General features: G+C 68.5%; 8 protein-coding genes. 5 read left to right on the top strand and 3 right to left on the bottom strand.

From position 1 onward, the window contains the following. The 3 genes from ilvC to AC2VOP_RS20580 all read left to right on the top strand — a co-directional run. Window positions 1–977, top strand: a 977-nt coding sequence (ilvC, locus tag AC2VOP_RS20590) for a ketol-acid reductoisomerase (protein WP_486962689.1), incomplete at its 5' end; no start/stop codon positions are given. A 155-nt stretch (window positions 978–1,132) separates the two neighbouring features. After that, window positions 1,133–1,402: a type II toxin-antitoxin system VapB family antitoxin gene (locus AC2VOP_RS20585; protein WP_486962688.1), complete on the top strand. Its 270-nt coding sequence runs from the start codon at window positions 1,133–1,135 to the stop codon at window positions 1,400–1,402. Further along, a complete protein-coding gene (locus AC2VOP_RS20580; protein ID WP_486962687.1) occupies window positions 1,399–1,794 on the top strand; it encodes a type II toxin-antitoxin system VapC family toxin in 396 nt (131 codons plus the stop codon). Before AC2VOP_RS20585 ends, AC2VOP_RS20580 begins: the two co-directional genes overlap by 4 nt. A gap of 116 nt (window positions 1,795–1,910) precedes the next feature. On the opposite strand, the gene AC2VOP_RS20575 is transcribed toward AC2VOP_RS20580, so the two are convergent. Continuing rightward, entirely contained in the window at window positions 1,911–3,341 is a 1,431-nt protein-coding gene (locus AC2VOP_RS20575; protein ID WP_486962686.1) for a phytoene desaturase family protein, read from the bottom strand. A 113-nt stretch (window positions 3,342–3,454) separates the two neighbouring features. Here AC2VOP_RS20575 and serA point away from each other — a divergent pair, with 113 nt between their 5' ends. Both serA and AC2VOP_RS20565 read left to right on the top strand, forming a co-directional pair. Continuing rightward, on the top strand, window positions 3,455–5,041 hold the full coding sequence (gene serA, locus AC2VOP_RS20570) for a phosphoglycerate dehydrogenase (RefSeq protein WP_486962685.1): 1,587 nt from the start codon (window positions 3,455–3,457) through the stop codon (window positions 5,039–5,041). 76 nt (window positions 5,042–5,117) lie between these two features. Beyond that, on the top strand, window positions 5,118–6,128 hold the full coding sequence (locus tag AC2VOP_RS20565) for a 3-isopropylmalate dehydrogenase (protein WP_486962684.1): 1,011 nt from the start codon (window positions 5,118–5,120) through the stop codon (window positions 6,126–6,128). Between the two features lie 42 nt (window positions 6,129–6,170). Here AC2VOP_RS20565 and thpD read toward each other — a convergent pair whose 3' ends face one another. Together thpD and AC2VOP_RS20555 are read right to left on the bottom strand one after the other, a co-directional pair. Beyond that, entirely contained in the window at window positions 6,171–7,070 is a 900-nt protein-coding gene (gene thpD, locus AC2VOP_RS20560) for an ectoine hydroxylase (RefSeq protein WP_486962683.1), read from the bottom strand. Beyond that, a partial coding sequence (locus AC2VOP_RS20555) for an ectoine synthase (RefSeq protein ID WP_486962690.1) occupies window positions 7,067–7,205 on the bottom strand: 139 nt, incomplete at its 5' end. The genes thpD and AC2VOP_RS20555, both read right to left, overlap by 4 nt.

Below are 7,205 nucleotides of genomic sequence, written 5' to 3'. Positions count from 1 at the left end.
TGTCGATCATCGCCGGCCGCAAAGTCGGGGTGATCGGATACGGCAGCCAAGGGCATGCGCACTCGCTGAGCCTGCGCGACTCCGGCGTGCGGGTGCGTGTCGGGCTGAAGGAGGGCTCCAAGTCGCGAGCCAAGGTCGACGAGCAGGGCCTGGAGGTCGACACGCCGGCGAAGGTAGCGGCCTGGGCCGACGTGGTCATGCTGCTGGCGCCCGACACCGCTCAGGCCGGCATCTTCGCAAGCGACATCGAGCCCAACCTGAAACCCGGCGACGCGTTGTTCTTCGGCCACGGGCTCAACATCCATTTCAGCCTGATCAAGCCAGCCGCCGACATCACGGTGGCGATGGTCGCTCCGAAGGGGCCCGGGCATTTGGTGCGCCGCCAGTTCGTCGACGGCAAGGGCGTGCCGTGCCTGGTGGCGGTGGCTCAAGACCCGGGCGGTGACGGCCTGGCGCTGGCGCTGTCCTACGCCAAGGCGATCGGCGGCACCCGCGCCGGCGTCATCGAGACCACGTTCAAAGACGAAACCGAAACCGACCTGTTCGGCGAGCAGACGGTGTTGTGCGGCGGCACCGAGGAACTGGTCAAGGCCGGATTCGACGTGATGGTCGAAGCCGGCTACCCGCCGGAGCTGGCCTACTTCGAGGTGCTGCACGAACTGAAGCTGATCGTCGACCTGATGTATGAGGGCGGCATCGGGCGGATGTATTACTCCGTCTCCGATACCGCGGAATTCGGCGGCTACCTGTCGGGTCCGCGGGTGATCGACGCCGGCACCAGGGAACGTATGCGTGCCATCCTGCGTGACATCCAGGACGGCACCTTCGTCAAGCGACTGGTCGCCAACGTCGAGGGCGGCAACAAGGAGCTGGAGGCGTTGCGCAAGGCCAACGCCGAGCATCCCATCGAGGTCACCGGCAAGAAGTTGCGGGACCTGATGAGCTGGGTGGACCGCCCGATCACCGAGACGGCCTGAGATATCTCTCCGCGCGAGCGTGCGGGTCCTCCAGTTACGGCGCCAACCCTAAACAATCCGTCCGGGTCGGCGGCGTGACAGAACTGCCCCGCCGCGGCTGCCCGTTCTTCACGCGGACGGACATAATTCAACCCAGCCAACGGTAGACTTCTACCGTGGGTCTGAATATCAAAAGCGAGCGAGTGGTCGAGTTGGTACGTCAGTTGGCGGCTCGTACCGGCACCAGCCAGACGGGTGCGGTCGAAGACGCCGTTGCGCGGAGACTTGCGGAGGTCGAAGGCGCCGCGGATGAGCATATTCAGGCCAAACGAGCGGGGGCGGCGGAGATTCTGCGCGGACTTGACAACCTGCTCACCGACGCAGACAAGCGGGCGATCCGCCGAAACGAGGCCGAACTCTACGACGAGGGCGGCCTGCCGCGATGATCGTCGACACGTCCGCCATCGTGGCGATCGTCCTCGGTGAGCCGGGCGCCGAGCGCCTGAAGGATCTGCTTGAGCGCTCGCTGGACGCACGCATGCCGGCACCGACCTACGTCGAGCTGTGCGCCGTCCTGCAGCGGCGCTACCGTCCCGAGATCGCGCGGATGGTCGACCAGTTGCTCGATGCCTATGGAGTTCGGATCGAAGATTTCGGTGCCGCGCATGCGCGCGTCGCCGCGCAGGCCTACCGGGACTACGGGCGTGGCAGTGGACACCCTGCCCGGCTCAACTTGGGCGACACCTACAGCTACGCCGCCGCCTCGGTAACCGGAGAGCCGTTGCTGTACCGCGGCGACGATTTCAGCCACACCGACATCCGCTCGGCGGTTGGGTGAACACCGCTTCGGCGGCTGGCCGGGCAGATCGGACCTCATGGCACAACGGCCGGACTTTGCTCCGGGAGGTCTGAAGATGCTCGACGCCGCGACATGCCGGCTGGCGGGACGCCACCTCAGGGTGCCAGGCTCGGCAGGTCGCGAATCCCGAACTCGCGCTTGAGCACCGACCGGGCGGCATAGTAGCCGCACATGCCGTGCACACCGACGCCGGGCGGCGTGGCCGCCGAGCACAGGTACACCCCGGGAACCGGTGTGGTCCAAGGGTTTAACCGTGGTGTTGGTCCGGCGAGCGCCCGCCACGCGCTGTTGCCGCCCGCGGCGATGTCACCGCCGACGTAGTTGGCGTTGTGATCGGCCAGCCGCGCCGCCGGCACGCTGCGCGTGGCGAGTACCACGTCGCGGAAACCCGGCGCGAACCGTTCGATGGTGGCGGTGACGGCCTCGGTTTGGGTGAGCGGCGATCCGGCCGGCACGTGCGCGTAGGTCCACATCGGGCGCCGGCCCGCGCTGTCGATTCGGGACAGGTCGGCCAGATGTGGCAACGCCGCCAGCACCATCGGGGCCGACGCGTGCCGCCCGGCGGCCACCTCGGCTTCGGCGTGTGCCATCGCAGCCCGGTCGCCGCCCAGATGCAGGGTGGGTGCCGACGCCACCCGCGGATCGCGCCACGGCACTTCGCCGGCGAGCACGAAATCGACTTTGGCCACACCGGAGCCGAACCGGTAGCGGCGTAACGCCTTCGCGTACCGCGACGGCAGTGCTTCGCCGTAGATGTCCAGCAATGCGGTGGGGGCGGTGTCGAAAACCACCACCCCGCCGGGTGGCGCGGTGACCGCGGTGCCAGCGGCCAGTTCCCCGCCGTGCGCGCGCAGGTCGGCGATCAACGCGTCGGTGATCGCCTGGCTGCCGCCCACCGGGATCGGCCAGCCCACCGCATGTCCGAGCGTGGCCAGCATGATGCCCGCCGCTGCCGAGGTGATCGACGGCATCGGCGAAATCGTGTGTGCCGCAACGCCGGTGAACAGGGCCTGGGCGTCAGCACCGGCCAGCAGCCGCCACGCAGGGGTGCCCTGTTCGGCTATCCGCACACCGAGGCGGGCCACTGTCGCCAGGCCGGCCGGGACCGACCGTTTGTCGCCGAGCAGGAATCCGACTACCGCATCGCAGCCGTCGACCAGGGGGCCCAACAGCCGACGCCACGAGGAGCCGTGCTCCAACTCCGCGCAGGTGCGATCCAGATCCCGGTAGGCGATCGCCGCCGGCCGGTGCTCCAGCGGGTTGGCATAGGAGACGTCCGGCACCGCCAGCCGCACCCCGCGGGCGGGCAGGTCGAAGCCGGCGAAAAACGGCGACGCCAACCCCAGCGGATGCACCGCCGAGCACAGATCGTGCGACACCCCGGAAAACTCCAGGTCGGGACCGGTACGGGCCCCGCCGCCGAACGTCGGCTGGGCTTCGAGGACCTGCACACAAAGCCCGGCACGGGCACAGATCACCGCCGCTGCCAGGCCATTGGGCCCGCTGCCTACGACGGTGACATCCATCCGTCGATGGTAGGAACCGGCGAGACCGCCGGTCAGGTGAACTCCGCTGGGCCGTCGCAAGCGGACAGCCGGCGCTTGCGCGGCGCGCATCGTCGCCCGGCTAGGCTGTCCGGGTGAGCCTGCCCGTTGTGTTGATCGCCGACAAACTCGCCCAATCCACCGTCGCTGCGCTCGGCGACCAGGTCGAAGTCCGCTGGGTCGACGGCCCGGACCGGGAGAAGCTGCTGGCGGCCGTCCCCGAGGCCGATGCGCTGCTGGTGCGCTCGGCCACCACCGTCGACGCCGAGGTGCTGGCCGCCGGCACCAAGCTGAAGATCGTCGCCCGCGCCGGAGTGGGGCTGGACAACGTCGACGTCGACGCCGCCACCGCCCGCGGGGTGCTGGTGGTCAACGCCCCGACGTCGAATATCCACAGCGCCGCCGAGCATGCGATCGCGTTGATGTTGGCTGCCGCCCGCCAGATTCCTCCCGCCGACGCGTCGCTGCACTCACACGAGTGGAAACGGTCCTCGTTTTCCGGAACGGAGATCTTCGGCAAGACCGTCGGGGTGGTCGGACTGGGCCGAATCGGGCAGCTGGTCGCTCAGCGACTGACGGCGTTCGGCGCCCGCCTCATCGCCTACGACCCCTACGTGTCGGCGGCGCGTGCGGCACAGTTGGGCATCGAGTTAGTCAACCTGGACGAGCTACTGGCCCGGGCCGATTTCATCTCGGTGCATCTGCCCAAAACTCCCGAGACCGCCGGATTGATCGGCAAGGATGCGCTGGCCAAAACCAAACCCGGGGTGATCATCGTCAACGCCGCGCGCGGCGGGCTGATCGACGAGGTGGCACTGGCAGAAGCGATCAACAACGGCCACGTCCGCGCCGCCGGGCTGGACGTTTTCGCCACCGAACCGTGCACCGAGTCTCCGCTGTTCGACCTGCCGCAGGTGGTGGTCACCCCGCACCTGGGTGCCTCCACCGCCGAGGCCCAGGACCGCGCCGGCACCGACGTCGCGGCCAGCGTGAAACTGGCGCTGGCCGGCGAGTTCGTGCCCGACGCGGTCAACGTCGGTGCCGGGGTGGTCAGCGACGAAGTCGCACCCTGGCTCGATCTGGTGCGTAAGCTCGGGTTGCTGGCGGGTGCGCTGTCCGACGCGCTGCCGGTGTCGCTGTCAGTGCAGGTGCGCGGCGAGCTAGCCGCCGAAGACGTAGAGGTGTTGCGGCTTTCGGCGCTGCGCGGCCTGTTCTCGGCGGTCATCGAAGCTGCGGTGACCTTCGTCAACGCTCCCGCGCTGGCCGCCGAACGCGGGGTGGCCGCCGAGATCGATACGGCTACCGAAAGCCCCAACTATCGCAGCGTCGTCGACATCAAGGCGGTCGCCGCTGACGGCTCCACTGTGACCGTGGCCGGCACCCTGTCCGGTCCGCTGCAAGTGCAGAAGATCGTCGCCATCAACGGCCGCCACTTCGACCTGCGCGCCGAGGGCGTCAATCTGGTCATCAACTACGCAGACCGGCCCGGTGCGCTAGGCAAGATCGGAACGCTGCTCGGCGGCGCCGGGATCAACATCCACGCCGCGCAACTGTCCGAGGACGCCGCAGGCCCGGCTGCGACGATCCTGCTGCGGTTGGACCGTGACGTGCCCGAGCAGCTGCGGGCGGCGATCAGCGAAGCCGTCGGCGCCAACAAGCTCGAGGTGGTCGACCTGTCGTGAAACGCGATGAGGAGGAGCGGCGCCATGAAACTCGCCGGCGACGATGCAGAGCGCAGCGATGAGGAGGAGCGGCGCCATGAAACTCGCCGTCATCCCTGGTGACGGCATCGGCCCGGAGGTGATCGCGGAAGCGGTCAAGGTGCTCGACGCGGTGCTGCCGGGCACCGAGAAGACCCACTACGACCTGGGGGCACGGCGCTATCACGCCACCGGCGAGGTGCTGCCCGATTCGGTGCTCGACGAGCTGCGTGCCCATGACGCCATCCTGCTCGGGGCCGTCGGCGATCCATCGGTGCCGTCCGGGGTGCTGGAGCGCGGGCTGCTGCTCAAGGCCCGGTTCGCGCTGGACCATTTCGTCAACCTGCGACCGGCCCGGCTGTATCCGGGGGTGACCGGCCCGCTTGCGGGCAACCCACGGATCGACCTGGTGGTGGTTCGGGAAGGCACCGAGGGCCCCTACAGCGGCAACGGCGGCATATTCCGGGGCGGCACCGCGCACGAGATCGCCACCGAGGTCAGCATCAACACCGCCTACGGCGTGCGCCGGGTGGTGCACGACGCGTTCGGCCGGGCGCAGCGGCGGCGCAAACACCTGACCTTGCTGCACAAGACCAATGTGCTCAACTTCGCCGGCGACCTGTGGTGGCGCACCGTGCAACAGGTGGCGGCCGAGTATCCCGACGTCGAGGTCGCCTACTGTCACACCGACGCCGCAACCATCTACCTGGTCACCGACCCTGGGCGATTCGACGTGATCGTCACCGACAACCTGTTCGGTGACATCGTCACCGATCTGGCCGCAGCGGTCTGCGGCGGTATCGGGTTGGCGGCCAGCGGCAATATCGACGCCACCCGGGCCAACCCGTCGATGTTCGAACCGGTACACGGCAGTGCCCCCGACATCGCGGGGCGGGGAATCGCCGACCCGACGGCCGCGATCATGTCTGTGGGCATGCTGCTGGCCCACCTCGGTGAGGACGCGGCCGCCGCGCGGGTGGACCACGCCGTCGAGCAGCACCTGGCGACCAGGGGGGACGGGAAGCTGTCGACCAGCGCGGTCGGCGACCGGATTCTGGGACTGCTTTGAACCGCGCAACTGCCGGCTGCGACGTTCCGCTCTACACCTGCTCTACACCGGATCGAAGCTGCGACTGGCGATGAACGTCGGCCGCGGAGTTGACGCGCCGAACGGCTCGACCAGAGCGTTCTCCACGCTGTTGTAGACGATGAAGACGTTCGAACGGGGATACGGCGTGATGTTGCTGCTGGACCCGTGCATACAGTTGCTGTCGAAGAACACCGCCGATCCGACGGCGCCGGTGATCTGGCGGATGCCCCGCTCGTTGGCCAACCACGCCAGGCTGGCGTTGTCTGGGGTGCCGATCTCTTGGCGTCGCAGCGACGAGCGGTAATGCTCCGGCGGAGTCTCGCCCGGGCAGGACACGAACCACTTGTGTGAGCCGGGCATGATCATCAGCGATCCGTTGCAGTCCAGGTTCTCGGTGAGCGCGATCGAGACGCTGATAGCGCGCGGGGTGGGCATGCCGTCTTCGGCGTGCCAGGTCTCGAAGTCGGAATGCCAGTAGAACTCCTGGCCGTTGAATCCGGGTTTGAAGTTGACCCGGCTCTGGTGCACGTACACGTTCGAACCGAGCAACTGGCGGATCGGCCCGACCAGCCGCGGATCGGCGACCAGCGCGCCGAACGCCGCGCTGACCTTGTGCACCTCGAAAATGGACCGGATCTCGCGACTATCTGGCTCGAGCACCGAGCGTTCGTCGTGGGTGAGTCCCGGGTCGGTGCGCAGGTTGTCCAACTCGGCGCACAGGTCTGCGACGAGGTCGGCATCCAGCAGGGCGTCGACGGCCAGGAACCCGTCGGCGTCGAAGCGGTCGACCGAGTGCGGGTCGAGCGGGCCGCCGAACTCGCCGGGTGCCCACACCACCGGGTCGTGGCGCGGTTGGATCCCGATCCTGGCGTTGCTGCGGGTGGGGTAGCGGTCGTGGCGGTCGGTCACGGTCGTGGTCATGGCGCCGTTGCCTCGGTGATCAGCGGGTAAGCGCCGGTTTCGTCGTGCACCTCCCGGCCGGTGACCGGCGGGGTGAACACGCACACCATGCGCAGGTCGGTGCGAGCCCGCACCCGGTGGTGCTCGTGGCCGTCG

The sequence above is a fragment of the Mycobacterium sp. TH-M106 genome (genome assembly GCF_057473765.1).
This window is presented reverse-complemented; position numbering and strand designations above follow the sequence as displayed.